A 26,487-nucleotide genomic window follows, 5' to 3' on the forward strand; every position below is an offset into this window, starting at 1 on the left:
GGGTCCAGTTGCACCGGGTTGCAACGTGGATACTTTCCCTATCCGGGAACGTTCCCCAAACAACCCGGAGTCTGTTATGCCCAACCTGATCGAAATCCGCGAACGCCGCAGTGCGGCCGTCGCGAAGGCCCGCGCGATCCTCGCCAAGGCCGACAATGAAAAGCGCAACCTGACCGCCGATGAGTCCAAGGACTTCGACGCGATCAAGGCGGAAATTTCCGATCTTGAAGCACAGGAACAGCGCGCACAGTTCCTCGACGATGCCGACCGCCGCAGCACGGGCCGCGTGATCAACGACAGTGGCGACACCTTCGACGCACTGGAACAGCGCGCATCGCTGATCGACGTGCTTCGTGCTGGCCTGGAAGGTCGCAGCCTGACCGGCGCATCGGCCGAAATGCACGCCGAGTTGGAGCGTCGCCACGGTGCCCCGAGTCATGGCGGCATCCTGGTCCCGCTGTCGGCGTTCGAGCGTCGCGACGCGAACACCACCACGACCGCCGCTGACCTGGTGGCCACGGACTACCGCGCGGACCAGTTCATTGGCCCGCTTCGTGCGTCGCTGCTGGTGCGTCAGCTTGGCGTCCGCACGCTGTCCGGCCTGCGTGGCGATGTGGTCATTCCGAAGTACGGCACTGGCGTCTCCACGCAGTGGATCACGGAAGGCGAATCGCTCGACGAATCCGGCATGACCTTTGCCGGTGTGTCGCTCACGCCGCACCACGTCGGGTCGCTCGCGGAAATCTCGCGGCAGGCGATCCAGCAGACCGCGCCGGGGATCCATGACCTGATCCGCGACGACATGTCCTATGCCATCGCTGCCGCCGTGGACGCGGCCATCGTCGCCGGCACCGGGACGGACGGACAGCCTCGCGGCGTCATGTACACCCCGGGCGTGCAGACGGCCGCCATTCCGACCAGCTGGTCGGACGTCCTGGACGTGGAACAGCAGCTGCGGGGCGCCAACGTCACGCCGACGGGATGGTACACCACGACTGCGGTCCAGACGGCGCTGCGCAAGGTCTTGAAGGCTCCGACGGCCGGCAGTGGCTACATCGCTGGTCCCGCCACCATCGGCGACCTGCCGTCCGCATCGTCGAACGCTGCGCCTGCGTCCACGGCCATCCTTGGCGACTGGTCGCAAGTGCTGGTCGGGCAGTGGGGCGCGATCGAAATCGTGACCAACCCTTGGGCGAATCCCGCGTTCGCTCGCGGTGGCGTCTATGTGCGCGCGTTCTCGACCGTGGACGTTGCCGTGCGTCACCCGCAAGCGTTCGTGGTGGCTGCAAACGGGGGTAGCTGATGGATACCACGCTCGAACAACGGTTCGCGCGTGGCGCCAAGGTGGAGGGCCGCGAGTTGGTAGGACTCGCGGCTCCCTTTGGCAGCGAAACGCGGATCGCCGATTTTTCCGAAGTCATCGCCGCCGGTGCGTTCGCCGCATCGCTGTCCAGCGGTCGCGACGTGCTGGCGCTGGCGGACCATGATCCGGCCAAGGTGCTGGGGCGCACGTCCACGGGATCTCTACAGCTGCGCGAGACGGCCGACGGGCTGGAATACCGGCTGACGCTGCCCGACACCACGACGGGCAACGACCTGCGCGCCCTGGCGGCACGTGGTGACCTTGGGGGCGTGTCGTTTGGCTTCCGTGCCATCCGCGAAAGCTGGGAAGGCGAGGTCCGCACGCTGCACGAAGTCGAGTTGCACGAGGTCAGCATCGTGCAGGCATGGCCAGCGTATGCGAAGACCACGGTATCCCTGCGCTCACGACAGACGACCGATGATGACCGCCTGGCTGTCTTGCGCCACTGGTTGGAGACGTGCCGATGAATCTTCTATCCATCTTCCGCCGTGGCGAACGTCGCAACAACGATCCATCATGGTCCGCGCTGGTCAACCGTGGCGCCCTGTCGCAGTCCGGGCAGTTCGTGGACGCCAAGGCGGCCGAGTCAATCTCCGCCGTGTGGGGGTGCATCACCGCACTAAGCGAGTCCACGGCATGCCTGCCGCTGCACGTCTATCAGCGCAACGACGACGGTACACGGGAACGCGCGGACGGCCATCCGCTGGCCGGTGTCCTGCGGCAGCCTAACGACTATCAGTCCGGGCTGGCGTTCCGCGAGGCGATGACGGCGTGCGTTCTCGGCCACGGGAACGCCTATGCGCGCATCGATCGCAACGGCGGTGGCGAACTGTCGGCACTGCACCCGATGAAGCCGGGCAGCGTGACCGTGATCCGATTGGCGTCGGGCCGCTACGTCTATGACCACACGGACGATGACGGCAAGGTGTCGCGGCTGCTGGATCATGAAGTCTTCCACTTGGCCGACCGCACGGAAGCGGGAAGCGTCGTTGGCAAGTCTCGTATCCAGATTGCACGGGAAGAACTCGGCGTCGCGCTTGCGATGCGCGAGCACGGTGCATCGACCTTCCGCCGTGGTGCGTTCCCGTCGGGCGTGATCACTGCACCTGCGGAGCGCAACTTCACGGAAGAACAGATTGCCAAGATTCGCGCCATCTGGCGTGGGCACCACGAGGGCGGACAGAACACCGGCAGTGTTCCCATGCTGTTGTGGGGCCTGGACTTCAAGAGCGTTTCGCCGAATCTGGAAGACCTGCAGTTCATCGCCGGCCAGAAGTTCAGCGTTGAACAGGTGTGCCGCATCTTCCGCGTGCCGCCGACGCTGGTACAGGACTTGTCGCACGGCACGTATACCAACGTGATCGAGTTGGGATCGCAGTTCGTGCGCTACAGCCTGCAACGTTGGCTGTCCATGTGGGAAGCGGAAGTCTCGCGCCAGCTACTCGGCCCCATCGCCCGCAAGCGCTATCACGCGGAACATGCGGTCGAAGGTCTGCTACGTGGTGCACCGGAGGCACGCGCCGCGTTCTATCAGTCCGCCATCGCTGCGGGCTGGATGGATGCGGGGGAAGTGCGGCGCCTGGAGAATCTTCCGCCGCGCGTGGTGACCCATGGCGGATCGTAAGCGACCGTCACGTCCGAGCGGTCGCGATGCTGACCCGCGTCGCACGATCCCGCTCACGTCGCGCCGTTGGCATTACCTGCGGCTCGACGTTCTACAAGATGAACCGTTGTGCCGTCACTGCATGCTGCGCGGTGTGCCCGTGGTCGCGACGGACGTTGACCATATCAGCGGCGATCCATCGGACAACCGTCGCAACAACTTGCAGCCGTTGTGCCACGAGTGTCACAGCAGCAAGACGATGCAGGAACGCAACGGGCGAAAAGCAGTCGTCAAGGGTTGCAACGTCGACGGTATTCCGGTCGATCCATCGCATCCGTGGAATGAAAAATCACGAACGGGTCAACGCCAATAAGACCGCCCCTTCTCCCGTCTTTTATCGCTATGTCCAATATTCAGAACTTTCTATCCATTAGTGCACAGTGAAAGAGCATTTGAGCTGCCTCATGAGTGAAGACGGTCAGTTCCCCGGTTCTTCTGTTCAGGAGGAAGGTTTCATCGCCGTCACTGAAGCGGATCTCGGCATCAGAGAATGTCGCATTCGTAGACTTCTCTAAGAGAGTTACCGTCTTCTCTCTTTCTGAGAGAACGAGTTCGAATGTCCCCATGCCTACACGGCGAAAATTTGAATCTGGGGTGCAAGTCAAAGTTGCATCCTTGGCGCAGGCGGAAAGAAGAACAGCAGCGACTGATACGAACAAGCAGCCTCGTACGAATACCATCCGAGTACCCCCGATGAAGAAAAGGCGAAGCATCCGATCAGATAGTAGCGCAGCAGCGGTCCAAGCAACCGCGAACGCACTTGCGGGCGAACTGCACCCGCCGAAACTGGTGCAACTTCCGGGTGATGCGCGCCAGTTCTGGCCGACAGTGATCGCCATGCGCCCGCGCGACCGGTGGCTTGAACTCGATCTGATCAACGCCGTCGAGTTGTGCCGGATGCTGGCCGATATCGAACGTTTGCGCGCCGTCCTGGCTGACGAAGGTGACTTGGTGCGCGGGAAGCCTCACCCGGCGCACAAGCTACTACAGGAAGCCGGCCGCCGCGCCGTGGCGCTGTCGCGTGTTCTGCATCTGCATCCCGAGGCAACGGAGGGCCGCGCGCGGGATGCGGGGAACACGTTGCGACAGGAGCGCCACGCACGGACAACGATGACCGCCGACGATGATCTGATTCCGGGGCTGCTGCAATGACCCGGGCGGGGAAGATCATCGCCTTTATCGAGCGCTATTGTGTGGTGCCCGAGGGTGCACACGTCGGGCAGCCGTTGAAGCTGGCTGACTTCCAACGCAAGTTCATCCGGGATGTTTATGACAATCCGGCAGGCACCCGGCGGGCGTATCTGTCCATCGCACGCAAGAATGGTAAGTCCGGGCTGATTGGCGCGCTGCTGCTGGCGCACCTGGTCGGGCCGGAAGCGGTGCAGAACTCACAGATCGTGTCGGGCGCCATGTCGCGGGATCAAGCGGCGCTGGTGTTCAACCTCGCATCCAAGATGGTGCAGCTGTCGCCGCGCCTTGTGGAGTTGGTCCGCATCATTCCGTCATCCAAGCGCTTGATCGGACTTCCGCGCAACGTTGAGTTCCGCGCATTGGCAGCGGACGGCAAGACGGCACACGGGCTGTCACCCGTCCTGGCCATCCTTGACGAGGTTGGGCAGATTCGCGGACCGCATAGTGACTTTGTGGACGCGATTACCACGTCGCAGGGCGCGCACGCTTCACCACTGCTGATCGCTATCAGCACGCAAGCTGCATCCGATGCCGATCTGTTCTCCCTGTGGCTTGACGATGCCGCGCGCAGCGACGATCCGCGCATCGTGTCGCACGTCTACAGTGCGCCTGATGATTGCAGCTTGGACGATGAGGATGCGTGGCGCGCCGCGAATCCGGCGCTTGGGCTATTCCGGTCGATGGACGACATGCGGGAGCAAGCAAAGCAAGCCGCGCGGATGCCGAGCGTCGAGAACAGCTTCCGTAACCTGCTGTTGAATCAGCGTGTGAGCGTCCATAGCCCGTTCGTGTCGCCGGGTGTGTGGAGGGAGTGCGGTGGCGAGCCAGTGGCGTTTGTGGGTCCAGTCTATGGCGGGCTCGACCTGTCGGCGCGGACGGACCTTACCGCTTTCGTCCTGTATGACCACGCTGGCAACGTGCGTCCGTACTTCTGGACGCCTGAAATCGGCTTGGCGGACCGGGCAGCCCGCGACCGCGCGCCTTACCTGGAATGGCGCAAGCAAGGGTTCCTGCGCACAACGCCGGGCGCCAGCGTGGACTATGCGCACGTAGCGGCAGAAATCATTGACATCATCGCCGACGTTGACCTGCAGGCAATCGCATTCGACCGCTGGCGTATCGACGTGTTGCGCAAGGAGTTCGACCGGTTGGGCGTGGAATTGCCGCTGGTCGATTGGGGCCAAGGCTTCGCGAGCATGTCGCCAGCGGTCGATAGCTTGGAGGCCGAACTATTGAACGGGCGCATCCGTCACGGGATGCACCCGGTGTTGACCATGTGCGCCGCTAATGCCGTCATGACCAAAGACCCGGCAGGCTCCCGCAAGTTCGACAAGGCAAAGGCAACCGGGCGCATTGACGGGCTGCAGGCGCTGGCGATGGCTGTGGGCGTAGCCGGGAAGACCGCTGACCCGGTGACGATGCCGGATGATCTGGTGTTGATGATCTAGCGCCCTCTTGCGCACAGCTTCTTAATCCAAGTGAAGAGTTTAGGGATATCGACGCCGACCCCGTAGAGGTTCGGCTTAAGTTCCAGCGGATTGGAATCCTTGTCCTTGAGGGCTTTAATGTGCTGCTCGATCTGCATGTCTCGCTTAGACATGTCGCTTAACTTTAGCTCGTAGCGAATGTACCTTTCGCCCTTGTCTACCAGTTCCTGCTCCCAATCCCAAGATACTTCGTCAGGCCGAATGCAGACAAAGTCTCTGTCATTTTGGGGATGGGCGTAGTAGTTGCCTTTGTATGCCGGGCAAAGAACTCTATTTGAGTCGAGAGATCGCTGAACTAGGGAACAGAGACGTACGCCTTCACGCACGAAAATGTAGAAGTCGTACTCTGGATGCACGTACATAAGATGCAAAAGATGGCTTAGATCGTCCTCATCTTGTAGATCGTCATTAGTGAGGATCCAGACCTTCGAGGGGCGAACCTCATCGAACATAAAAAACCGACGTGCGGCAGGTGTCGCCTTTGCTCCTCCGTCGTCTGCTGTCTCTACAGGTTCATTAGACATGGCGCGCCCTTGTTGAATTGGCCAGCGGGACAGCGGCGACCAGCCGCGAGCCTTGATCATATGGCCCAAATGATGATGGGCCGCGGGCTGGAGCAAAAGGAACGCCAAATCCACGCACCGGGGGGTTCGGCCATAGCGGTCTGAGAAGTCAGCCGGAACCCGGAGGCGCGACCACGGCGGCCGACATAGCGCCACCTACCGCACCGCAAGGTAGCCCATCGGTGGGCATTCTTACGGAGGTCTGCACTTACCATGCACTTACGAAAAAGCCGGCACTAGGCCGGCTTGTCGTTTTTCCCTTCGTACTCAAGGGCTTACTTGGTGGGCGGTGCAGGGTTCGAACCTGCGACCCTCGCCGTGTGAAGGCGATGCTCTACCGCTGAGCTAACCGCCCGGTTCCGCGGCCGCCGCTGGACTGGCGGGCCTGACGTCGTGGACCCGGATGGGGCGACGGTGAAACGGGACGCGAATTCTACGGGGCAGGATGGGGGCGGGGCAAGCCTCGGCGCCAACGGCGGCCCCGGCACGCCGCGGATTGCCGGTTCCGGGCGTCGGCGTCGCGCGGTTTGCGCCGGCCGGGCCGTGTCGCCGGCCGTCAATGCCTGTATGCGCGGATCAGCTCGCTCAGGTGCGCGCGCTCGGCGTCGCGCAGGAACGGCGAGAGCAGCATCATGACCTGCACGATGCCTTCGCGGATCGCCGCGCGTTCGTCGCGGTCGCCGCGGATCGCCGCGTAGTTGAGCCAGAACGTGGCCAGCACCAGCAGATTGGTGGCGGCCGCATCCATCTCCGCCGGCGAGGCATGGACCACGCCGGCCTGCGACAGGCCCTGCATCACCACGTGGGCGCGATCGTCGGCGCGCTTGAGGATGCGCGCGAAGCGGATCCGCAGGCGCCGGTTGCGGCTGAGGATCTCCAGCAGGTCGCGATAGAAGAAGCGGTAGTCCCAGATGCACTCGAACACCTTGTGCAGCTGCATCCAGATGTCCTCCAGCCCGGGCAGGCGGCCATCCGGCGGTGTGAGCACCTCGTCCATGCGCGCCTCGTAGCGCGTGAACAGGTGCTCGATGATGTCGTCCTTGTTGCGGAAGTGGTAGTACAGGTTGCCCGGGCTGATCTCCAGCTCGTCGGCGATATGGTTGGTGGTGACCGTCGGTTCGCCGCGCGCGTTGAACATCGCCAGGGCGCAGTCGAGGATACGCTGGCGCGTGTCGCGGGCCATCGGCGGCGTGGACGCTCAGCCCTTGAGGCTGGCGACGAGGTCGATGTACTGCTGCTGCGCAAGTTCGCGCGGCGTGCCCTTGAGCCGGCTCCAGGCCTCGTGCTTGGCGGTGCCGACGAAATCGAAGAAGCCCGGCTTCTCGCCGCTGACGTCGCCTTCCGAACCCTGCTTGTAGAGCGCGTACAGGCGCAGCAGGGTCTCGTTGTCGGGACGCTGTGGCAACAGCTGCACGTCCCTGGCCGCCTGTTCGAACGTCAGCCTGGCGCTCGCCATCTCGCCCATCCGCATCCAACCGGCGGCCATGACACCACGCAGGTCCGGGGTGGTCAACACGGAGGCGGCGCCGTGCCGTGGCGCTGAGCCGGCCATCGCCGTCAGTAGGAGCGGCACTGGCGGAAGCGCACGGTCGCGTTGCTGCCGGGCGGAGGCGTGAGCTGGATGCGCGAGGCGGCAAGCTCGTCGTAACGCTCCACCAGCGGGCAGATGCGCCCGAAGGGATCGTCCTGGATGGCCGAGAGGAAGACCTGCAGGGTCGATTCGCTGGACCAGGCCGCGCGGTCGACGTCGGGCAGGGTGGAGACCGCGGCGGCGATGTCGGCCCGCTGCTGTTCGATGTCCGGTGGCGACGCCGGCTGGGTCGCCGGAGTCGATGGTTCGGCCGGGGGAGCGGGTGCAACGGGCTCGGGTGCTGCTGCGGTCGGCGCAGGCGCAGGTGCCGGTGCCGGTGCAGCGGCTGGCGCGACGACTGCCTGCGGCTGCGAGCGTTGCGGAACCGCCGGTGCAGGTGCCGGCGCGGGCAGGACCAGCCACACCGCCACGCCCGCGAGCAGCGCCAGCAGCCACGACAGCAGCACGCGCTGGCGCGCCGCCTGCGCAGCCCTGGCGCGGATCGCGGCCAGCTGTTCGGTCGGCAGGAAGTCGCGCAGCTGCGGCCACAGCGCCTGGCCGTCGAGCAGTTCGATGCGCTGCAGCGAGGCGACCGGGCGCGCATCCTCGGTGATCCGGCCCTGGGTGACCAGGAAGCCGCCGGCGGCGCCCTTGAGTTCGATCGCCCGCGACAGCTCGTTGACCGTCAACCGGCCGAGCACGAACGCGCTGCCGTGCTTGCACGACAGCAGCCAGCGCTCGCCGTTGCGTTCGAGCACGTAATCGCTGTCGCCGGCGGGGTTTTCCGCATCCACCACGCGGCTGAAGCCGCGCCGCGACAGCGCGTCCAGCACCATGTGGATGAAAGTCCGCCACGACACCCCCGACAGCGCTGCGATGCCCGCCCGCGTCTCGTCTCGACGCAGCTGCACGGTCCGGAAATGGAACGTCGCCACGCCACCGATCAGCAACATCACGCCGATCGCGATCAGCCAGTTGGACATCGTCTACCAGAACTTCGAAACGGGTTGGAAAGGATAGCGGAACCGCCTGTGCAGGCAGCATCCCGGCGGGCCCCACCCTGCTGTTTCGCGCCCGTGGCGCGACGGCCGTCGCAGATGCGCGTCTCCGGCGGCTGCCGGCAGTTCGCTCCGGCCCGCACGGGTCGCGGCGCGTGCGCCGACAGCGCGCTTGCCCTGCGGCCGGGCGACGGCGAGGATCGCGGCATGACGCGTGCGCATCGCGACCGCTTCGACCACCTGCTCGCGCAGCACCAGCGGCTGCACGATCCGCTGCGCGAACCGCGCAACCGGCTGCGCTGGCTCGGCCCGCTGCGGCAATGGCAGGCCGGCCGGCTGGAACGCAGCTTCCGGCACTTCCTGCTCGATCCGCAGCGGGCGCCGGCGACCGCGTTCTTCCTCGGCGAGGTATACGGGGACCGCGATTTCTCCCGCCGCGATGCCGACATCGCCCGCGTCGTCCCGAAGATGCAGCGGCTGCTGCCCGAGCGCTTGCTCACCGCGGTGGGCGATGCGATCGAGCTCGGCGCGCTCACCCACGCGCTGGACCTGGACACCGCCCAGGCGCTGCATGCGCTCGCACCGCGCGGACGCAGGCTCGACGTGCCGCTGTACGGCGAGGCCTACCGGCTTGCCGGCCGGTCCGACGATCGCGCCCGGCAGATCGAACTGATCGGCCGGGTCGGACGCGGACTCGGAGACGCCCTGCAGTCGGGTGGCGTGTCGAAACTGCTGGTGTTCGCGCGCGGGCCGGCGCGCCTGGCGGGGCTGAACCGGCTGCAGGGCTTCCTGGAGCGCGGCCACGCAGCGTTCCGCGCCCTGGACGATCCCGTGCAGTTCGTGGCCGGGATCGAGCGCGACGAACGGCTGGTAGCGGAGCGACTGTTCGCCAGCGACCCGGATCCGTTCAGGTTCGGCGACTGACTCGCCCCGACGCGGAGGTTGGTGCCGCCGCGCTCAGGCGTAGCCGTCGTCCTGGAAACGCTCGGCCAGCACCCTGCGGATCTCCGCCTCGATCGGTCCCTTCAGCGCCGACAGCAGGAACCCCAGGGTCGCGGTGACGTGCAGCTGGCGCGGCTCCAGCGCGATCCGCCCGTCCACGCCGCTGCGCGAGAAATGCAGGGTGTCGCCCCGCCAGTCGCAGGCGACGTCGAAGCGCTCGGAGAGTTTCTGCGCCACCTGCTCGACCGCCTGGCGGGCCTGGTCGATCGGCAAGGAGTGTGCGTGGCGGATATCGATGCCGGACATGCGGGGCGGTGCCTGGTGGGGAGGGAGGTCATTCTGCGACGGGACGGCGAGCGCGGCCAAGCGTCGGTGCGATACGCGCGTGCTAGATTGCCGCGCCATGGAATCCGTCAGATTGCGAATCGCCAGCCAGCCGCGCGACGACCGTCCGCTGTCCGTCGGCGTGCACGGCATCGCGCGCACCGGGCCGGGCCGTATCGAAGTGGTGGAAGGCGGTGGCGACTGTCCGCTGCGGCTGTGCGTGGACCGTCGCGGCGTGTGGCTGAACGTGGAGGACGGCGCCCCCGGCGTGCACGTGAACGGCCGCCAGGTGCAGCGCATGGCGATGCTGCGCGCCGGCGATGCGATCTACGTCGACGGTGTCGAGCTGGGCCTGGTGTCGGCACAGCCTGCGCAACTGCCGGGCCCTGTCGCGGGAGACGGCGCGGCCGAGGAAATGCCCAACCTGCGCGTGGTGTTGCGCGGGGTCGGCGGCCGCTTCCACGGACGCTGCTTCACCCTGGAGCGGCCGCGCCTGGTGGGCCGCCATCCGGACGCGGACATCCGCATCGACGATCCCGCGTTCGCCGATCGCCACGCGCGCCTGGAACTGGCGGGCGAACAGGTGGTGCTGCGCGACCTGGGTTCGGCCGAGGGCAGCCTGGTGAACGGCGAAGCGGTGCGCGACGCGCTGCTCGAACCCGGCGACCAGATCGTCTTCGACGGCCACCACCGCTTCGTGGTCGAGGCGCCCCGGCGCCGGCCGCGGACGGCGGACGAGGCCGCGGCGGATGCCAATGCCCCACCCGTGTCGGCGCCGGCCGGGCAGGGCCAGGCCACGCGGCTGCCCTGGCTGCTGCTGGCCGCGGCGGGCCTGGCCTCGCTGCTGGCGGCGCTGCTGCTGTTCGGCTCCGGCTGAGGCGGCGCCGATTCCTTCGCGACCGGCGCGCGGCAGCGGCATGCGGGCCTAGCGTCGCGGCGCTGCCGCTAAGGGTGCGATCCTGCGCGTCATCCGCTTCCAGATCCGCCAGCCCAGCAGTAGCGCGAGGATCGCCGCATACAGCAGCGGTTCGCGGTAGTCGGACTTGACGATCCACCAGAAGTGCAGCACCGCCAGCGCCGCGATCGCGTACACCAGGCGATGCAGCTGGCCCCAGCGACGCCCCAGCCTGCGCATCCAGCCGCGGGTGGAGGTGATCGCCAGCGGCACCAGCAACAGCCACGCGGCGAAGCCGACGGTGATGTAGGGGCGCTTGGCGATCTCCTCGAACACCAGCGCCCACCAGCCGCGCAGGTCGAGTGCCAGGTAGGCCGCCAGGTGCAGGCTGGCATAGGCGAAGGCGTACAGGCCCAGCATGCGCCGGAACCGCAGCAGCACCGTCTGTCCGCTGAGCTGGCGCAGCGGCGTGACCGCGAGCGTGAGCAGCAGCAGGCGCAGCGCCCACAGGCCCAGTTCGTGTTCGATCGCGGCCACCGGATCCGGGCCGAGCGCGTCGATGTCGACCTCGCTCCAGACCTGCCAGAAGCGCAGTGCCAGCAGCGCCAGCGGCGCCAGCGCCAGCGCGTGCACCGCGGCCTTGGCCAGCAGCAGCGGACGGGAAGCCTCGGCCATACGGCGGTCCCCGGACCGGTTCAGGGGCGAGGCCCGGTATCGAAGCGGCGGGCCATGTCCGTGAGGCGCCGCAGCGGATTCAGTACCACTTCTTCAGGTCCATGCCCGCGTACAGCGCAGCCACGTGGTCGCCGTAGCCGTTGAACATGCGCGTCTCGATGCGGTCGGCGAACAGGCGGTTGCCGGTGCCGGCGATGCGACGCTCGGTCTTCTGGCTCCAGCGCGGATGGTCGACCGCCGGATTGACGTTGCTGTAAAAGCCATACTCGCGAGGCTGCAGGCGGTTCCATGCGGTGGGTGGCATGCGCTCGGTGAAGCGGATCTCCACGATCGACTTGATGCTCTTGAATCCGTACTTCCACGGCACCACGAGCCGCAGCGGCGCGCCGTTCTGCTGCGGCAGCGGCTTGCCGTAGAGGCCGGTGGCCAGGAACGCGAGCGGATGCATGGCCTCGTCGATGCGCAGGCCTTCGCGATAGGGCCAGTCGATGGAGCGGAAGCGCACGCTCGGCATCTGCACCGGATCGGCGAGCGTGGTGAAGGCCACGTACTTCGCCTTCGAGGTCGGTTCGAACCGCTTCAGCACCGCGGCCAGCGGCACGCCCAGCCAGGGAATCACCATTGACCAGCCCTCGACGCAGCGCAGGCGGTAGATGCGTTCCTCGGGAGAGAGGCCCTTGAGCAGGTCCTCGAACGACGGGTTGCCCGGCCTTGCGCACTCGCCGGATACCGCGACATTCCATGGCGAGGTGCGCAGGGTCTTCTCCGCGCGCGAAGGATCGGACTTGTCGGTGCCGAACTCGTAGAAGTTGTTGTAGCTGGTGATGTCCTCGTAGCGCGTCTGCGCTTCGTCGGTGCGGAAACCCGAGCGCGCCTGCGCGGGCGTGACCACCGCGGTCGACGGCGGCGCTTCGGCTTCGGCGCAACCGGCCAGAGGCAGCAGCGACGCGCCGGCGAAGGCGCCCAGCAGGCGGCGCCGTGCGTGATAAACGGTTTCATCGGTAACGTCGGAAGCGGGGATCGCGAGCACGCTGCGCAGGGACATGGAATGGTTTCCTCCGGAAGCGTGGCTTGGACGCCGCCAGGCGCGAAAAGTTGCGCGCGAACGGCGGGAATCGCTGTTGCGCTGCGGCATACTAGGCCTCTCCATCCCACCGGTCCGTGAAGCACGATGGCGCGCGCATACAATTTCAGTCCAGGTCCGGCCATGCTGCCCGAGTCCGTGCTGCGCCAGGCGCAGGCGGACATGCTCGAGTGGGGCGACGCGCGTGCATCGATCGTCGAGATGAGCCATCGCGGCCCCGAGTTCCTGCAGGTGGCGCGCCAGGCCGAGGCCGACCTGCGCACGCTGCTCTGCATTCCGGACGACTACGCGGTGCTGTTTCCGGCAGGCGGCGCGACCACGCAGCAGGCGTTGATCGCGCTCAACTTCGCCGATGCCGGGCAGCGCGTGGACTACGTGATCAGCGGCCACTGGGGTCGCACCGCACTCAAGCAGGTGGTGTCGGCGGACGTCAACATCGCCGCCAGTGGCGAGGCCGGCGGCTTCCGCGCGATTCCCGCGCGCGAGAGCTGGCGCCTGTCGGACGACGCCGCCTACGTGCACATCACCGCCAACGAAACCATCCACGGCGTCGAGTTCCGGCCGTCCTGGGGACAGGTGCCGCCGGACACCGGCAAGGTGCCGCTGTTCGCCGACTTCAGCTCGAGCATCGCGTCCGAGCCGATCGACGTGTCGAAGTACGGCCTGATCTATGCCGGTGCGCAGAAGAACCTCGGCCCGGTCGGGATCAGCGTGGTGATCGTGCGCCGCGACCTGCTCGAACGCGCCGGCCAGCCGCGCGCGGACATCTTCGACTACCGCTCGCAGCTCAAGGGCGAGTCGATGCTCAACACGCCGCCCACCTGGAACTGGTACCTGCTGGGCCTGACCGTGCGCTGGATGCTGGACGAGGGCGGCACCGCCGAGTTCGACCGGCGCAGCGACGCCAAGGCGGGCCTGCTCTACCAGGCGATCGACGGCTCGGGCGGCTTCTACCGCAACGACGTCGAGGCGAGCGTGCGCTCGCGCATGAACGTGCCGTTCTTCCTGGCCGATGCGGCGCTCGACGGCGCGTTCCTCGATGGCGCACGCGAGGCCGGCCTGATCGGCCTCAAGGGCCACCGCGTGCTGGGCGGCATGCGCGCATCGCTCTACAACCCGATGCCGGTGGCGGGCGTGCAGGCACTGGTCGATTACATGCGGGAGTTCCAGAAGCGTCATGGCTGAACGCAGCAAGCGGTCGCGGGCGAAACCCGCGACGAACAGGAAGGGCGCGAAGGACCCCGGCGCCGCAGCCAAGGCCAGGCAGCCGAAGGCGCCGAACGCCGGACGCAAGGCGGCGGCAGCGTCGCCTGCTGCGCCCAAGCCCGCTGCGGTCGAGGCCTCGACGCGCAGCCGCAGCGAGTTCGCGAGGCAGGCCACGCCGGACCTGGCCGCCGTGCGCACCCAGATCGACGGCATCGATCGCGAGATCCAGGCGTTGATCGCCGAGCGCGCGCTGTGGGCGCATCAGGTCGGCAAGGCCAAGGGCAAGCTGGCCGCGGCCATCGACTACTACCGTCCCGAGCGCGAGGCGCAGGTGCTGCGGCGCGTGGTCGACCGCAACGACGGCCCGCTGTCGGACGAGGTGCTGGTGCGCCTGTTCCGCGAGATCATGTCGGCCTGCCTGGCCCAGCAGGAGCCGCTGAAGATCGGCTACCTCGGCCCGGAAGGCACGTTCTCGCAGCAGGCGGTTCACAAGCACTTCGGCCATTCGGCCAAGGGCCTGCCGCTGGTCAGCATCGAGGAGGTGTTCGACGAGGTCGCCGCGGGCAACGCCGATTTCGGCGTGGTGCCGGTGGAGAACTCCGGGCAGGGCACGATCCAGTCCACGCTCGACATGTTCCTGACCTCGCCGCTGAAGATCTGCGGCGAGGTCGAGCTGCGCGTGCACCAGTACCTGCTGTCGCGCACCGGCCACATCGAGGACGTCGAGCGGGTGTACTCGCACGGCATGTCGCTGGCGCAGTGCAAGAACTGGTTGCGCCAGAACCTGCCGCACACGCACAAGGAGGCGGTGTCGAGCAACGCCGAGGCGGTGCGCCGCGCCAAGCTGTCCGACGATGCGGCGGCGATCGCCGGCGAGAACGCCGCGCACGTGTACGGCATGAAAGTGGTCGCCGGTCCGATCGAGGACCGCAGCGACAACACCACGCGCTTCCTGGTGATCGGGCGCGCGCTGTTCCCGCCGTCGGGCAACGACCGCACCTCGCTGATGGTGTCGATCCGCGACCAGCCCGGCGCGCTGTACCGGATCCTGGAGCCGCTCGCGCGGCGCAACATCAGCATGAACCGCATCGAATCGCGGCCGGCGCACGGGGCGGTCTGGCAGTACGCCTTCTTCATCGACGTGCAGGGCCACGTGGACGAGTCGCCGCTGAAGGACGCGCTGTCGGAAATCGACGATTTCGCGGGCGACGTGCGCGTGCTCGGTTCGTATCCGCTCGCGGTGCCCTGACCGGTTGCAGTGTCGTCGCCGGGTTGCCGGCGGCGGACGGGCCTGCGCGCGCCACGCCGGCGCGCAGGGCCCGCGGACATCTTTGAACGCCTTGCGTGGGGAGACGCGATGAACAGCGGTACGGACATGGAGTGGATTGCATCGAAGGGCGCGCCGCTGCACGGCGAACTCGCGGTGCCGGGCGACAAGTCGGTCTCGCACCGCGCGATCATGCTGGCGTCGCTGGCCGACGGCACTTCGCGCATCGACGGCTTCCTCGAAGGCGAGGATGCGCGCGCGACGGAAACGATCTTCCGCCGCATGGGCGTGCGCATCGAGACGCCGCAGGCCGGCAGCCGCGTCGTCCACGGCGTGGGCATCGACGGCCTGCACGCACCGGACGGTCCGCTCGACTGCGGCAACGCCGGCACCGGCATGCGCCTGCTCGCCGGGCTGCTCGCCGGCCAGGCGTTCGACACTACCCTGGTCGGCGATGCCTCGCTGTCGAAGCGGCCGATGCGCCGCGTCACCGTGCCGCTGGCGCGGATGGGCGCACGCATCGACACCGGCGAGGGCGGGGTGCCGCCGCTGCGCATCCATGGCGGCAGCGCGCTGCACGGCATCGACATCGATACCGAGGTGGCGAGCGCGCAGGTCAAGTCCGCGCTGCTGCTGGCCGGGCTGTACGCCCGCGGCGCAACGACCGTGCGCGAGCCGCACCCGACCCGCGACTACACCGAGCGCATGCTGCAGGCGCTGGGCTGGCCGATCGAGTTCTCGCCCGGCTACGCGCGCCTCGAGGGCGGCCACCGCCTGCGCGCGCGCGACATCGTGGTGCCCGCGGACTTCTCGTCGGCGGCGTTCTTCCTCGTCGCCGCCAGCCTGGTGCCGGGTTCGGAACTGCGCCTGCGGCGCGTCGGCGTCAATCCACGCCGCACCGGCCTGCTGCACGTGCTGCGGCTGATGGGCGCCGACATCGTCGAGCATCCCGCGGGCGAGCAGGGCGGCGAGCCGGTCAGCGACCTGGTCGTGCGCCATGCGCCGCTGCGCGGCATCGAAGTGCCCGAGGAACACGTCGCCGACATGATCGACGAGTTCCCGGTGCTGTTCGTGGCCGCCGCCTGTGCCCGGGGCACTACGGTGGTGCGCGGCGCGGCCGAGTTGCGGGTCAAGGAATCGGACCGCATCGCCACCATGGCCGCGGGCCTGCGCACGCTCGGTGCGTCCATCGACGAGCGCCCGGACGGCGCGGTCATCCAGGGCGATGCGCGCCTGGGCGGCGGCGCCGTGCAGAGCCATGGCGACCACCGCATCGCGATGTCGTTCGCGGTCGCCGCGCAGCTGGCGCAGGGCGAGGTGCGGATCGGCGACGTGGCGAACGTGGCGACGTCCTTCCCGGGTTTCGACACGCTGGCCGTGGGCGCCGGATTCGGATTGCGCGCGGGGTAAGGGCGCGGCCGACGGGTCGCGCGTGGGCCGCGCCTTCTACGCGATTCCCGCGGTGATGCAGGCCTGACCTGTGAGACGGCAGCCGGTCCGGTGCGCGGCCGCCAAGGCGGGTCGGTCGCATTGCAGTCGCTGGAATGAGCGCGGACCCGCCACGAGGTCGAGTCCGCGGCGTCGCGTCGACAACCCTCGGGTCGTCTACGCAGGCCCATCATCCGTGCAGCGTCCGCCACGCCGTGGCGGCGATGCCCACAGGCCGGTTACTGCCGTTCGACCCTGAAGTCGACCGGCACCTGCACGGTCGACGCCACGGCCTTGCCGTTGCGCGTGGCCGGCTGGAAGGTCCAGTCGCGCACCGCACGCTCGGCGGCGCGATCCAGCTCGCGCGATCCGCTGCGGTCGGCGACCTGTACGTCGGTCGGCTTGCCGTCGGCGCCGACCTCCACGCGCAGCACCACGGTGCCTTCTTCGCCGGCGCGCAGCGCGGCAGGCGGATATGCCGGCTGTTGCGGATCGATCGGCTGGGCCGCGCGCTCGGTCGGCGCCGCAGGCGGCGGCACGCGCTCCGGTGCCGGTTCGCGCTCGGCAGGCGCGGTGGACACCGGCGACTGCGAGGGCACCGGCGTGGTCTCGCCGATCGGTGGCGGTGCGTGTTCCGGCGTGTCGTCGCGCCCGATGAAGTACCAGGCCGCCGCGATGATCGCCAGCAGCACCAGGATCCACAGCAGGGAGCCGCCACGCCGCGGCTGCATGCGGTCGTCCACGGGCGGCGGGGGCGGGGTGGCGCGGTCTTGCGTCATCGGGTCGGACATGGCCGGGTTCCTGTCGGAGGACCCGGGCAACGTTCCACGGACCGCGTGCAGGCGGCGTCGCGCCGCCGTCAACGGCCCGTGAGGCTCAGCGCGGCAGGTCGAAGCGGATGCTCTGCCGCACCGTGCCGGGGACGGCCACGCCGTCGCGCAGGGCGGGTTCGAAGCGCCACTGCCGGACGGCGCGCACCGCGGCGCGATCCAGCGAGCGGTTGCGGCTGCCGCTGAGCACGCTGACCTCGCCCGGCCGGCCGTCGGCGCGCACCTCGATCTGCAGCAGCACCTCGCCGGAGACGCCGGCTCGCAGCGCGGCCCTCGGGTACTCGGGCTGCGTCGAGGACAGCAGTCGCGGCTCGCGCGTGCCGGCATCGGCCGACAGCGACTGGTCGGGCTGCGCTGGCTGCACCGCAGTTTCGGCCGGGGGCGCGCCGTGCTGGTCGATCCTTGGCGCCCGGCCATCGGCGGGCGCGTCGGTGTCCATGCCGCTGGCCGTCGTTTCCCCGGCCGGCAACGGCGCCGGCAGCGGCTCGAAGACCTGGCCGGGCGTCCCGGCTCCGGCGTCGCCCTGCGCACGGTAGAACTCGAATTCGTCGCGTTTGCCGGACAGCACCAGCGCGAACAGCAGCAATCCCGCCAGCACCGCCCCGATGACCAGCCACCAGGCGCGGCCCGCGGGCAGGAAACGGGCGATGCCACGGGAAGCGGGTGGGGAAGGCGGGGACATGTGCGGGAGCGGCCTGTGTTTTGCCCGATTCTGGCACAGCCCGCCGCGCGCGCCGAGCCGGCTGCGGCGGCATGCGGGCATCTCGGCGATAATCCGCGTTCTTTCCGCGCAGTTGCCCGCTCCCATGCTCGATCCGATCCTGCTCCGCCAGCATCTTCCAGACACCGCCGTCCGCCTGCGCGAGACCCGCGGCTTCGAGCTTCCGGTCGAGCGCCTGCAGGCGCTGGAGGCCGAGCGCAAGCAGATCCAGGTGCGGACCCAGGAACTGCAGAACCTGCGCAACACGCGCAGCAAGGCGATCGGCCAGGCCAAGGCCAAGGGCGAAGACGTGGCGCCCCTGCTGGCCGAGGTGGCCGGACTGGGCGACGAACTGAAGGCCAGCGAAGGGCGCCTGGATGCGATCCGCGCCGAACTCGATGCGATCGCGCTGGGCCTTCCCAACCTGCCGGATGCCTCGGTCCCGGTCGGTGCGGACGAAGCACAGAACGTCGAGCAGCAGCGCTGGGGCACGCCGCGCGAGTTCGATTTCGAGGTCCGCGACCACGTCGAACTCGGCAGCCGTCACGGCTGGCTCGACGGCGACACGGCGGCCAGGCTGTCGGGCGCGCGCTTCACCGTGCTGCGCGGCCAGCTGGCGCGCCTGCACCGCGCGCTCGCACAGTTCATGCTCGACCTGCACAGCGGCGAGCACGGCTACGAAGAAACCAACGTGCCGGTCATCGTCAACGCCGACAGCCTGCTGGGCACCGGCCAGCTGCCCAAGTTCGAGGAGGACATGTTCGCCACCGAACTGGGCGGCCACCGCCGCTACCTGGTGTCGACGGCGGAAATCCCGCTTACCAACACCGTGCGCGACGAGATCCTCGACCCGGCCCGCCTGCCGCTGCGCATGACCGCGCATTCGCTGTGCTTCCGCTCGGAGGCCGGCAGCGGCGGCCGCGACGTGCGCGGCATGATCCGCCAGCACCAGTTCGAGAAGGTGGAGCTGGTCTCGATCACGCGTCCCGAGGACAGCGATGCGGAACTCGAGCGCATGACCCGCGCCGCCGAGACCGTGCTCGAGCGCCTGGGCCTGCCGTACCGGCGCATGCTGCTGTGTTCGGGCGACATGGGGTTCGCCGCGCGCAAGACTTACGACCTGGAGGTCTGGCTGCCTTCGCAGCAGACCTATCGCGAGATCTCGTCGTGCTCGAACTGCGGGGATTTCCAGGCCCGGCGGATGCAGGCGCGCTGGCGCAACCCCGACAGCGGCAAGCCCGAAGCCGTGCATACGCTCAATGGCTCCGGCACGGCGGTCGGGCGCGCCCTGATCGCGGTGATGGAGAACTTCCAGCAGGCCGACGGCTCGATCACGGTGCCCGAGGCGCTGCGCCCGTACATGGGTGGCGCCGAACGCATCGCGTGAGTCCCGGGGCGGCGGTCGGGCCGGAGCCCGGCTGCCTCCGCCCCGCGTGGACGGGCTTCAGGCCGCGCGACGCGACGGTTCCGGCAGCGCGGCCAGCGCGTTCGCGATCGACGCCTCGCGGTGCTGCGGCGACAGCCCTACCGAATCGGCGCGCACCGCTTCGATCTCGGTGATGCCGAGGAAGCCCAGGACCTGGCGCAGGTAGGGCTCGACGAAGTCGGTGGGCTGCCCCTGGTGCGGGCCGCCCGCGGCCAGGGCCAGGATCACCCGCTTGCCGCCGGCCAGGCCCACCGGCCCGGATTCGGTGTAGCGGAAGGTGCGCCCGGCCACCGCGATCCGGTCGATCCAGGCCTTGAGCGAGGAGGGCAGGCCGAAGTTGTACATCGGCGCGCCGATCACCACCACGTCCGCGGCCAGGAACTGCTCCAGCACCGTCGCGCCGCGTGCGGCCGCGATGTCGTCGCGGCCGGAGAGGATCGCGCCGGACAGGTGCGGCAGCGGGTTCTGCTCGAGGTCGCGGACCTGCACGTCCAGGCCGCGCACCTCGGCCTGCCAACGTGCGACGATGGCGGCGGTCAGCTGACGGGTCACCGAGCTTTCGCCCAGCACGCTTGAATCGATCTGCAGCAGTTTCATGTCGCGTCCTCGTTGTCGTAATGACAGGAGGGCAGCTTATTTCGTTGCATTAGTGGGATAAATGCAGTTGAATACTACGCATTGTTCTGAATACGGAGGTTCCGGTGCAGGATCTCAATGATCTGTACTACTTCGCCATGGTGGTCGAGCACGGCGGTTTCGCAGCTGCCGAACGTGCCCTGGGCATCCCGAAATCGCGCCTGAGCCGCCGTATCAGCCAGCTTGAGAACAATCTGGGCGTGCGCCTGCTGCAGCGTTCCACCCGGCGTTTCGCCGTCACCGACGTCGGCCAGAGCGTGCACCGGCACGCGCAGTCGATGCTTGCCGAGGCCACCGCCGCGCGCGAGGTCGTCGACCGGCTCAGCGCGGAGCCGCGCGGCGTGGTGAAGGCGAGCGTGCCGGTGGGCGTGGCGCAGCAGCTGATGCCCAAGCTGCTGCCCGAGTTCCTGGCGCGCTATCCGGAAGTGCGCGTGCAGCTGCACGTGAGCAACCGCCGCGTGGACGTGATCAACGAAGGTTTCGACGTGGCGATCCGCGTGCGTACGCGCTTCGACGACGACGGCAGCCTGGTGATGCGCAGCTTCGGCCAGATCCAGGAACTGCTGGTGGCCAGCCCGAAATACCTCGACCGCGCAGGGCGTCCCTCCTCGCCGGAGGAGCTCGCCGAGCACACCACCATGACCATGGGCGAGGACGAGGGCCGCCAGCGCTGGGAACTGCAGGGCCGCGATGGCGAAGTGCGCCGGGTCGAACTCAAGGCGCGCGTGTCGGGCTTCGATTTCCCGATGCTGATGGCGCTGGCCAAGCAGGGCCTGGGCATCACCATGCTGCCCGAAACCATGTGCGCCGAAGCCGTGCGCAGTGGCGAGCTCGAGGTGGTGCTGCCCGACTGGCGCCTGCCGCAGGGCGTGGCCCACGCCGTGTTCGCCTCGCGCCGCGGCATGCTGCCGGCGGTGCGGGTGTTCATCGATTTCCTGGCCGAGAAGCTGCCGCCGCTGATCGAGGAATCCAGCCTCAACTGCCGCAACTGCAGCAAGACCGAGGGAACGGCGGCCGCCGCCGCGCCGCGCCGCGCGGGTGCCGACATGGGCGCGCATGCGACAATGCGCTAGCTCGGTGCTGCGCCATGCGTGAGGCATCGACGGCGCTCAATCGAAGATGGGCGCCCGCCGATAATCCGGAGAGATGGCCGAGCGGTTCAAGGCAGCGGTCTTGACCCGCAGGCCGAAGGCCGGAGGGAACAGCGGCGCAGCCGCTGGTCAAACCAGCGAAGACGGCGCGCCAGCGCCGTGGCAGGGTAGCCGTATACATCGGAGAGATGGCCGAGCGGTTCAAGGCAGCGGTCTTGACCCGCAGGCCGAAGGCCGGAGGGAACAGCGGCGCAGCCGCTGGTCAAACCGGCGAAGACGGCGCGCCAGCGCCGTGGCAGGGTAGCCGTACACATCGGAGAGATGGCCGAGCGGTTTAAGGCACCGGTCTTGAAAACCGGCGAAGGGTCAAACCTTCCGTGGGTTCGAATCCCACTCTCTCCGCCATCACCGCACCGCGATATCGAAATGGCACACGTCCTCGCGCGTGCCAAGCTTCGTGTACAACGCCATCGCCGGCGCATCCGGCGGATCGGCCTGCACGTAGATCACCCAGGCGCCACGTTCGCGCGCGATCATGCGCAGCGCTTCGATGAGTGCGGTGGCGATGCCGCGGCGACGGTGCTTCCCGTCCACCGCGAGATCATAGATATACAGCTCGCTGCGCGCCTGCTCGAACTTGTGCAGCTCGTAGGCGGCGAGGCCCCCGACGACCTGTCCCTGTTCCAGGGCGGCCAGGGCGATGAACTGCGTACCAGACAGCAGCTTCCGCAGGTAATCGTCGCCCGGTTGCGCGGCCGTATAGGTATCCACGTCATCGAAGGCGTGGCCGAACATCGCGAGCATGGCGCGCATCGTGTCGAGGTCGTCGGCGGTGAGGCGCTGGATCGGGGTTTCGCGGGTCGTCATGGGGTCTGCTCCGTGCGGCATGCGCAGCCGCGCCGTGGTTCCAGCTGCCCCGCCGATACGGGCGGCGGCTTGCACCTGCGCGGCGCATGGCGCTAGCCTCGCGGGACCAGGGGAAGGGTGCAAGGGGAAACAGGGATGACGATCCGGGTGTTCATGGTCGATGACCATGCGCTGGTCCGCGCAGGGATGCGCATGATTCTTTCAGGCGAAACCGACATCGAAGTCGTCGGGGAGGCCGACTGCGGCGAAAGCGCGCTGCCGCTGATCCGCCAGCTCAAGCCCGACGTGGTGCTGTGCGATCTGCACCTGCCCGGCGTGAGCGGGCTGGAGGTCACCGAGCGCCTGGTCAAGGGCCGGCACGCGAAGGTGATCGTGGTGTCGGTGCTCGAAGACGGGCCGATGCCGCGCAAGCTGATCGAGGCCGGTGCCTCGGGCTATGTCGGCAAGGGCGGCGATTCGGCGGAGCTCGTGCGCGCGGTGCGCGACGTGGCGTGCGGCAAGCGCTTCCTCGCCAACGGGATCGCGCAGAAGCTGGCGCTGTCGGGGCTGGGCGGTGGCGCCACGCCGTTCGACGAACTGTCGCCGCGCGAACTGGAGATCGCGATGCTGCTGGTGCAGGGCCTGCGCCAGGAGGAGATCGCACGCCGGCTCAATCTCAGCCCGAAGACGATCAACACGCACAAGTCGCGGCTGTTCGCGAAGCTGGGCATCGAGGACAACATCGCGCTGGCGAGGCTCGCCAGCCAGTACGGACTGGTCGATCCCTCGCAGGTGATCTAGCACCTGCGAGGGAAGACCGTGCGCCGGGATGGATCAGGCGCTGCGGCTCTTGCCGTCTTCGTCGTTGCCGTCCTCCTGCGCCGTGGCTTCGTCGACCGCTTCGGCGGCAGCTTCGGCTGGCGAGGTCGTCTCGACCTGGGCCGGCGACGCCGGGGCGGGCGCATCGAACAGGCCCGGCGCACGCGCATCGGCCGCGGGCGCCTGCTCGACGGCGATCGCCGCGGCCTGCGCGGGTTCGGCCGCGACCGGTGTCGGCTGTTCGACGACCGCGGAAGCGGCGATCGCCTCAGGGCCGGCTTCAACCTCGGCAGCAGCGACCGGGGCGTCCACTTCGCGCGTCGCGACGGGGGCCGCCTCCGCGACGGCGGCGGCGACCTGCGGATCGACGGTCGCCACCACGTCCGAAGCCTCGGCTTCCGGCGCGGCCGGCGGCGTGTCGACCGCAGCGGTGGCCGGTGCGGGCTCGTTTGCCGTGGCCACCGGAGCGGACCGCGATTGCGCCGGCTTGTCCGTGGACACGACGTCCGCCGGGGCGGCCGGAGCGACTTCCGCGGTCGCAAGGACCGGTGCGGCCTGGACGGACTCGGCGGCAGGTGCGGCCGGGGTCGCGGGCGTCGACGCGGACTGCGCCGGCGCGCCGGGCTCGTCGAACTCGAACTCGGGCTGGGCGCGCCGTGCCATCTGCTGGGCAGGCGCTTCGCCTTCGTCGTCGCCATCGTCGCCGTCCTGGCCGAGGTCGTCGTTCAGGCTGTCGGCAAGGCCGGTGGCTTCGCCCGCACCGCGACGGCGGCGGCGTCCACCGCGACGTCCACGGCGACGGCGGCCGGTCCCTTCCTCGCCGGCGGCTGCGGCGTTCTCATCGTTCGCCTCGGCGCTGCCGGGATTGGCCGTGGCATCGGCCGGCTCGCCCGCCGGTGCCGGCGTCGCGACCATGCTGGTCGCCACCTCGGACTCGGGCGCGATGTCCGACCCGGTCCTGGGCTCCTGCGCAACGGCGCCGGCGATGGACGCGGCCACCGGCTTCAGCGGTGCTTCCGGCTGGGCCTGGGTCGCGGGTTCGACGGTATCGGCGGCCTTGGCCTGCTGTGCACGGGGCTGCTTGGGCTTCTTCTTCTGCGATTGCGCCTGCGCCTGCGGCTGGCCGGACTGCGCCTGTTGCCTGGGCTGCTGCTGGTCGCGCGCGGCCTGGGCCTGGCGCGGTTCCTTCGGCTGCGACGGGGCCTGCTGGCCGTTGCCGTCGCGACGCCCGGGCTTGCCCTGGCGCTGGTCGCGCCGGCCGCGCTCACCGCGCTCGCCACGTTCGCGGTTGCCGCGTTCGTTGCGCTCGCCACGCTGGGTGGACTGCGCCGGGCGGGCGGCCGGTTCCGTTGCCGCGGCGGGTTCGCCGGCGAACACGCGGCGGAACCAGCCCAGCACGCCACCGGCCGCGACCGGCGCGGGCGAAGGAGCGGGTGCAGGCGCCGGCGCCGGAGCGGGCACCGGTTCCGGCTGCGGCTCGCGCACGGGCGCGGGCTGCGAAGGACGCACGTTGGTCACTGCCGGCGGCGGGATGTTGAGGTTGTTCTTGTTCAACGAGATCGTCGCGACCCGGCGCGGGGTGCCGCGCTGGTAGCTGGGACGCGCGCTTTCCTCGCCCAGCTCGTTCTCGCGCAGGCGCGTGACCTCGTAGTGCGGCGTATGCAGCTGTTCGTCGGCCACGATCACGATCGGCGCCTTGTGGCGCTTCTCGATCTCGGCCAGCGCGCCGCGCTTCTCGTTGAGCAGGAAGTTGGCGATCTCCACCGGCGCCTGCACCAGCACCTGGCCGGTGTTGTCCTTCATCGCGTGCTCTTCGGCGACGCGGATGATCGACAGGCTCAGCGATTCCACGCTGCGCATGCGGCCGTGGCCCTCGCAGCGCGGGCAGACGATCTGGCTGGACTCGCCCAGGCTCGCACGCAGGCGCTGGCGGCTCATCTCCAGCAGGCCGAACTTGGAGATGCGGCCCAGCTGCACGCGCGCGCGGTCGTACTTGAGCGCGTTCTGCAGCTTGCCCTCGACCTCGCGCTGGTGCTTGCTCGAATCCATGTCGATGAAGTCGATCACCACCAGGCCGCCCAGGTCGCGCAGCCGCATCTGGCGCGCGACCTCCTCGGCCGCCTCCAGGTTGGTGTTGAACGCCGTGGTCTCGATGTCCGCGCCCTTGGTGGCGCGCGCGGAGTTGACGTCGATCGCGGTCAGCGCCTCGGTCTGGTCGATCACCAGCGCGCCGCCGGAGGGCAGGCGCACGGTGCGCTCGTAGGCGCTCTCGATCTGCGACTCGATCTGGTAGCGGTTGAACAGCGGAACGTCGTCGGTGTAGTGCTTGAGCTTGCGCAGGTTGTGCGGCATCACCTGCTCGACGAACTCCTTCGCCTCCTGGTACATCTCGGGCGTGTCGACCAGGATCTCGCCGATGTCGGCGCGCATGTAGTCGCGCAGCGCGCGGGTGATCAGCCGCGATTCCTGGTAGATCAGGAACGGCGAGGGCTTGCTCAGCGCGGCCTCGGCGATCGCGCGCCAGATGCTGAGCAGGTAGTCCAGGTCCCACTGCAGTTCTTCGGCGTCGCGGCCGACGCCGGCGGTGCGGATGATCACCCCCATCTCGTCGGGGATCTCCAGCGCGTCCATCGCCTTCTTCAGCTCGGCGCGGTCGTCGCCCTCGATCCGGCGCGAGACGCCGCCGGCGGTGGGCGAGTTGGGCATCAGCACCATGTAGCGGCCGGCCAGCGAGATGAACGTGGTCAGGGCAGCGCCCTTGTTGCCGCGCTCTTCCTTGTCGACCTGGACCACGACTTCCTGGCCTTCGCGCAGGAGTTCCTTGATGTTGCCGGAGCGGTGGTCGGCGCCGGCCTGGAAGTAGTCGCGGGAGATTTCCTTCAGCGGCAGGAAGCCGTGGCGGTCGGCGCCGTATTCGACGAAGGCCGCCTCGAGGGACGGTTCGAGCCGGGTGATGCGGCCCTTGTAGATGTTGGACTTCTTCTGTTCGCGGGACGGCTGTTCGATGTCGATGTCGTACAGGGACTGGCCGTCGACGATCGCCACGCGCAGTTCTTCGGCCTGCGTGGCGTTGATGAGCATTCGCTTCATGGTTTGCGTTTCCTCGCGCTTGCCGCTGCACCGCGCTCTCGACGAGCGTGGACAGGCGCGCGGAACGCCGGGGCGTTTCGCCTGGAGCTTCGGTTGGCCGCCAGCCGCGCAAGCGCAGCGGCGATCCCGGGTTTCCAGCGCTACGACACCACGGCGGACCGCGGGAGCGCTTCAATACAAGAGTGTTACGGGGCCGGCGGCTGCTTCGCGAAGGCCTTTCGGGCCGGCGCTTGCGCCGCGCGGGACATGTTCAGCACCGCTGCCTTGGCATCGGGCGATGTCTGGGACTGCCGTCCAGCCGCTAACATGGCCGCCCCGAGGGCGGTGGCCGCGTGCTGGCACGGACCTCGCGGAAGGCGGGCTTTCGACCCGTGATCTTCCAGCGAAATCAGC

The 26,487-nt window shown here is 68.6% G+C and carries 25 protein-coding genes and 2 tRNA genes; 14 read left to right on the forward strand and 13 right to left on the reverse strand.

Going from position 1 to position 26,487, the window contains the following annotated elements; genetic code table 11:
* Positions 1-76 precede the first annotated feature (76 nt).
* The 5 genes from Q0863_RS04665 to Q0863_RS04690 all read left to right on the forward strand — a co-directional run bounded on the left by Q0863_RS04665 (position 77) and on the right by Q0863_RS04690 (position 5,665).
* Positions 77-1,303: a phage major capsid protein gene (locus Q0863_RS04665; protein ID WP_298575578.1), complete on the forward strand. Its 1,227-nt coding sequence runs from the start codon at positions 77-79 to the stop codon at positions 1,301-1,303.
* Positions 1,303-1,830 (forward strand): HK97 family phage prohead protease, encoded by a 528-nt coding sequence (locus Q0863_RS04670; RefSeq protein ID WP_298575579.1) that lies wholly within the window; start codon positions 1,303-1,305, stop codon positions 1,828-1,830. The genes Q0863_RS04665 and Q0863_RS04670 overlap by 1 nt, the downstream gene beginning before the upstream one ends.
* Positions 1,827-2,987 (forward strand): phage portal protein, encoded by a 1,161-nt coding sequence (locus tag Q0863_RS04675; RefSeq protein WP_298575582.1) that lies wholly within the window; start codon positions 1,827-1,829, stop codon positions 2,985-2,987. Before Q0863_RS04670 ends, Q0863_RS04675 begins: the two co-directional genes overlap by 4 nt.
* Before the next feature lie 732 nt (positions 2,988-3,719).
* Positions 3,720-4,178, forward strand: coding sequence for a hypothetical protein (locus Q0863_RS04685; protein ID WP_298575584.1), 459 nt, complete (start codon positions 3,720-3,722; stop codon positions 4,176-4,178).
* Complete coding sequence (locus Q0863_RS04690; protein ID WP_298575587.1) at positions 4,175-5,665, forward strand: terminase TerL endonuclease subunit; 1,491 nt, start codon at positions 4,175-4,177, stop codon at positions 5,663-5,665. Before Q0863_RS04685 ends, Q0863_RS04690 begins: the two co-directional genes overlap by 4 nt.
* Here Q0863_RS04690 and Q0863_RS04695 read toward each other — a convergent pair.
* The 5 genes from Q0863_RS04695 to Q0863_RS04715 form a co-directional block, all read right to left on the reverse strand.
* Positions 5,662-6,288, reverse strand: a complete 627-nt coding sequence (locus Q0863_RS04695; protein WP_298575589.1) for a hypothetical protein — start codon at positions 6,286-6,288, stop codon at positions 5,662-5,664. The two genes, Q0863_RS04690 and Q0863_RS04695, sit on opposite strands and share 4 nt — an antisense overlap.
* Positions 6,289-6,547: 259 nt before the next feature.
* A tRNA-Val gene (locus tag Q0863_RS04700) sits at positions 6,548-6,622 on the reverse strand.
* Between the two features lie 201 nt (positions 6,623-6,823).
* Positions 6,824-7,450 (reverse strand): TetR/AcrR family transcriptional regulator, encoded by a 627-nt coding sequence (locus Q0863_RS04705; protein WP_298575592.1) that lies wholly within the window; start codon positions 7,448-7,450, stop codon positions 6,824-6,826.
* Between the two features lie 15 nt (positions 7,451-7,465).
* Positions 7,466-7,723, reverse strand: a complete 258-nt coding sequence (locus Q0863_RS04710; protein ID WP_298575924.1) for an acyl-CoA-binding protein — start codon at positions 7,721-7,723, stop codon at positions 7,466-7,468.
* A 101-nt stretch (positions 7,724-7,824) separates the two neighbouring features.
* Entirely contained in the window at positions 7,825-8,820 is a 996-nt protein-coding gene (locus Q0863_RS04715; protein ID WP_298575594.1) for a restriction endonuclease, read from the reverse strand.
* A 222-nt stretch (positions 8,821-9,042) separates the two neighbouring features.
* Here Q0863_RS04715 and Q0863_RS04720 point away from each other — a divergent pair, with 222 nt between their 5' ends.
* Entirely contained in the window at positions 9,043-9,759 is a 717-nt protein-coding gene (locus Q0863_RS04720) for a hypothetical protein (RefSeq protein ID WP_298575596.1), read from the forward strand.
* Between the two features lie 33 nt (positions 9,760-9,792).
* Here the strand turns inward: Q0863_RS04720 and Q0863_RS04725 are convergent, their stop codons facing one another.
* Positions 9,793-10,083: a polyhydroxyalkanoic acid system family protein gene (locus Q0863_RS04725; protein WP_298575598.1), complete on the reverse strand. Its 291-nt coding sequence runs from the start codon at positions 10,081-10,083 to the stop codon at positions 9,793-9,795.
* A 97-nt stretch (positions 10,084-10,180) separates the two neighbouring features.
* On the opposite strand from Q0863_RS04725, the gene Q0863_RS04730 reads away from it, so the two are divergent.
* The gene (locus Q0863_RS04730; RefSeq protein WP_298575600.1) at positions 10,181-10,978 is read left to right on the forward strand and encodes an FHA domain-containing protein; all 798 of its coding nucleotides are present in this window, start codon (positions 10,181-10,183) and stop codon (positions 10,976-10,978) included.
* 48 nt (positions 10,979-11,026) lie between these two features.
* Here Q0863_RS04730 and msrQ read toward each other — a convergent pair whose 3' ends face one another.
* Both msrQ and msrP read right to left on the reverse strand, forming a co-directional pair.
* Entirely contained in the window at positions 11,027-11,671 is a 645-nt protein-coding gene (gene msrQ / locus Q0863_RS04735) for a protein-methionine-sulfoxide reductase heme-binding subunit MsrQ (RefSeq protein WP_298575602.1), read from the reverse strand.
* A 79-nt stretch (positions 11,672-11,750) separates the two neighbouring features.
* The gene (msrP, locus tag Q0863_RS04740; protein ID WP_298575605.1) at positions 11,751-12,716 is read right to left on the reverse strand and encodes a protein-methionine-sulfoxide reductase catalytic subunit MsrP; all 966 of its coding nucleotides are present in this window, start codon (positions 12,714-12,716) and stop codon (positions 11,751-11,753) included.
* Positions 12,717-12,842: 126 nt separating this feature from the next.
* On the opposite strand from msrP, the gene serC reads away from it, so the two are divergent.
* The 3 genes from serC (at position 12,843) to aroA (ending at position 16,638) form a co-directional block, all read left to right on the forward strand.
* Positions 12,843-13,940 (forward strand): phosphoserine transaminase, encoded by a 1,098-nt coding sequence (gene serC, locus Q0863_RS04745; protein WP_298575608.1) that lies wholly within the window; start codon positions 12,843-12,845, stop codon positions 13,938-13,940.
* Positions 13,933-15,210 (forward strand): prephenate dehydratase, encoded by a 1,278-nt coding sequence (gene pheA, locus Q0863_RS04750; RefSeq protein WP_298575611.1) that lies wholly within the window; start codon positions 13,933-13,935, stop codon positions 15,208-15,210. The genes serC and pheA overlap by 8 nt, the downstream gene beginning before the upstream one ends.
* A 108-nt stretch (positions 15,211-15,318) precedes the next feature.
* Positions 15,319-16,638, forward strand: a complete 1,320-nt coding sequence (gene aroA, locus Q0863_RS04755) for a 3-phosphoshikimate 1-carboxyvinyltransferase (protein ID WP_298575613.1) — start codon at positions 15,319-15,321, stop codon at positions 16,636-16,638.
* A gap of 257 nt (positions 16,639-16,895) precedes the next feature.
* Here aroA and Q0863_RS04760 read toward each other — a convergent pair whose 3' ends face one another.
* Positions 16,896-17,447, reverse strand: coding sequence for a TonB family protein (locus tag Q0863_RS04760; protein WP_298575616.1), 552 nt, complete (start codon positions 17,445-17,447; stop codon positions 16,896-16,898).
* A gap of 85 nt (positions 17,448-17,532) precedes the next feature.
* Positions 17,533-18,168: an energy transducer TonB gene (locus Q0863_RS04765; RefSeq protein ID WP_298575619.1), complete on the reverse strand. Its 636-nt coding sequence runs from the start codon at positions 18,166-18,168 to the stop codon at positions 17,533-17,535.
* A 124-nt stretch (positions 18,169-18,292) separates the two neighbouring features.
* Between Q0863_RS04765 and serS the strand changes: the two genes are divergently transcribed.
* On the forward strand, positions 18,293-19,573 hold the full coding sequence (gene serS / locus Q0863_RS04770) for a serine--tRNA ligase (protein ID WP_298575621.1): 1,281 nt from the start codon (positions 18,293-18,295) through the stop codon (positions 19,571-19,573).
* A 57-nt stretch (positions 19,574-19,630) separates the two neighbouring features.
* Here serS and Q0863_RS04775 read toward each other — a convergent pair whose 3' ends face one another.
* Entirely contained in the window at positions 19,631-20,209 is a 579-nt protein-coding gene (locus Q0863_RS04775) for an NAD(P)H-dependent oxidoreductase (RefSeq protein WP_298575624.1), read from the reverse strand.
* 86 nt (positions 20,210-20,295) lie between these two features.
* On the opposite strand from Q0863_RS04775, the gene Q0863_RS04780 reads away from it, so the two are divergent.
* Both Q0863_RS04780 and Q0863_RS04785 read left to right on the forward strand, forming a co-directional pair.
* Positions 20,296-21,321: a LysR family transcriptional regulator gene (locus tag Q0863_RS04780; RefSeq protein WP_298575926.1), complete on the forward strand. Its 1,026-nt coding sequence runs from the start codon at positions 20,296-20,298 to the stop codon at positions 21,319-21,321.
* Between the two features lie 333 nt (positions 21,322-21,654).
* A tRNA-Ser gene (locus tag Q0863_RS04785) sits at positions 21,655-21,744 on the forward strand.
* On the opposite strand, the gene Q0863_RS04790 is transcribed toward Q0863_RS04785, so the two are convergent.
* Positions 21,745-22,206, reverse strand: coding sequence for an AAC(3)-I family aminoglycoside N-acetyltransferase (locus Q0863_RS04790; RefSeq protein ID WP_298575627.1), 462 nt, complete (start codon positions 22,204-22,206; stop codon positions 21,745-21,747). It abuts the tRNA gene before it with no gap.
* Between the two features lie 135 nt (positions 22,207-22,341).
* On the opposite strand from Q0863_RS04790, the gene Q0863_RS04795 reads away from it, so the two are divergent.
* Positions 22,342-22,986: a response regulator gene (locus tag Q0863_RS04795; RefSeq protein WP_298575631.1), complete on the forward strand. Its 645-nt coding sequence runs from the start codon at positions 22,342-22,344 to the stop codon at positions 22,984-22,986.
* Positions 22,987-23,019: 33 nt separating this feature from the next.
* On the opposite strand, the gene Q0863_RS04800 is transcribed toward Q0863_RS04795, so the two are convergent.
* Positions 23,020-26,094, reverse strand: coding sequence for an Rne/Rng family ribonuclease (locus Q0863_RS04800; RefSeq protein WP_298575633.1), 3,075 nt, complete (start codon positions 26,092-26,094; stop codon positions 23,020-23,022).
* Positions 26,095-26,487: the final 393 nt, after the last annotated feature.

Origin of the sequence: uncultured Luteimonas sp. (genome assembly GCF_947492465.1) — a bacterium.
Classification (GTDB): domain Bacteria; phylum Pseudomonadota; class Gammaproteobacteria; order Xanthomonadales; family Xanthomonadaceae; genus Luteimonas.